The organism is Planococcus sp. RAB007_Raresut, assembly GCF_057369535.1.
In genome coordinates, this window is sequence record NZ_JBXYIF010000307.1 from 1 (window position 1) to 228 (window position 228).

Annotated in this window: 1 protein-coding gene; it reads right to left on the reverse strand. The window is 60.5% G+C overall.

Annotated features, from left to right (window positions below):
- A partial coding sequence (locus tag AC2Q9J_RS18620) for a linear amide C-N hydrolase (protein ID WP_499042228.1) occupies positions 1-228 on the reverse strand: 228 nt, incomplete at both ends.

The window sequence follows — 228 nt, forward strand, 5'->3', positions numbered from 1 at the left end:
AAGATTCACGCTGTCGGGTGCATATTCGGCATAGCCCGGGAAGTTCAGGCCGGCGACGGCCAGCCCGGCGTCGTTGGCGCAATCGAAATACAGGGGGGTGTCGTCGGCGATGATGCCGACACCAAGCACCGCATGGTTGCGGTCCTCGGCGTTGAACGCCGGCTGGTAGTTGTAATCCTTCGGGGTGTACAGCACCTTCTCGCCGTACGAGAACGACCAATCGAGATT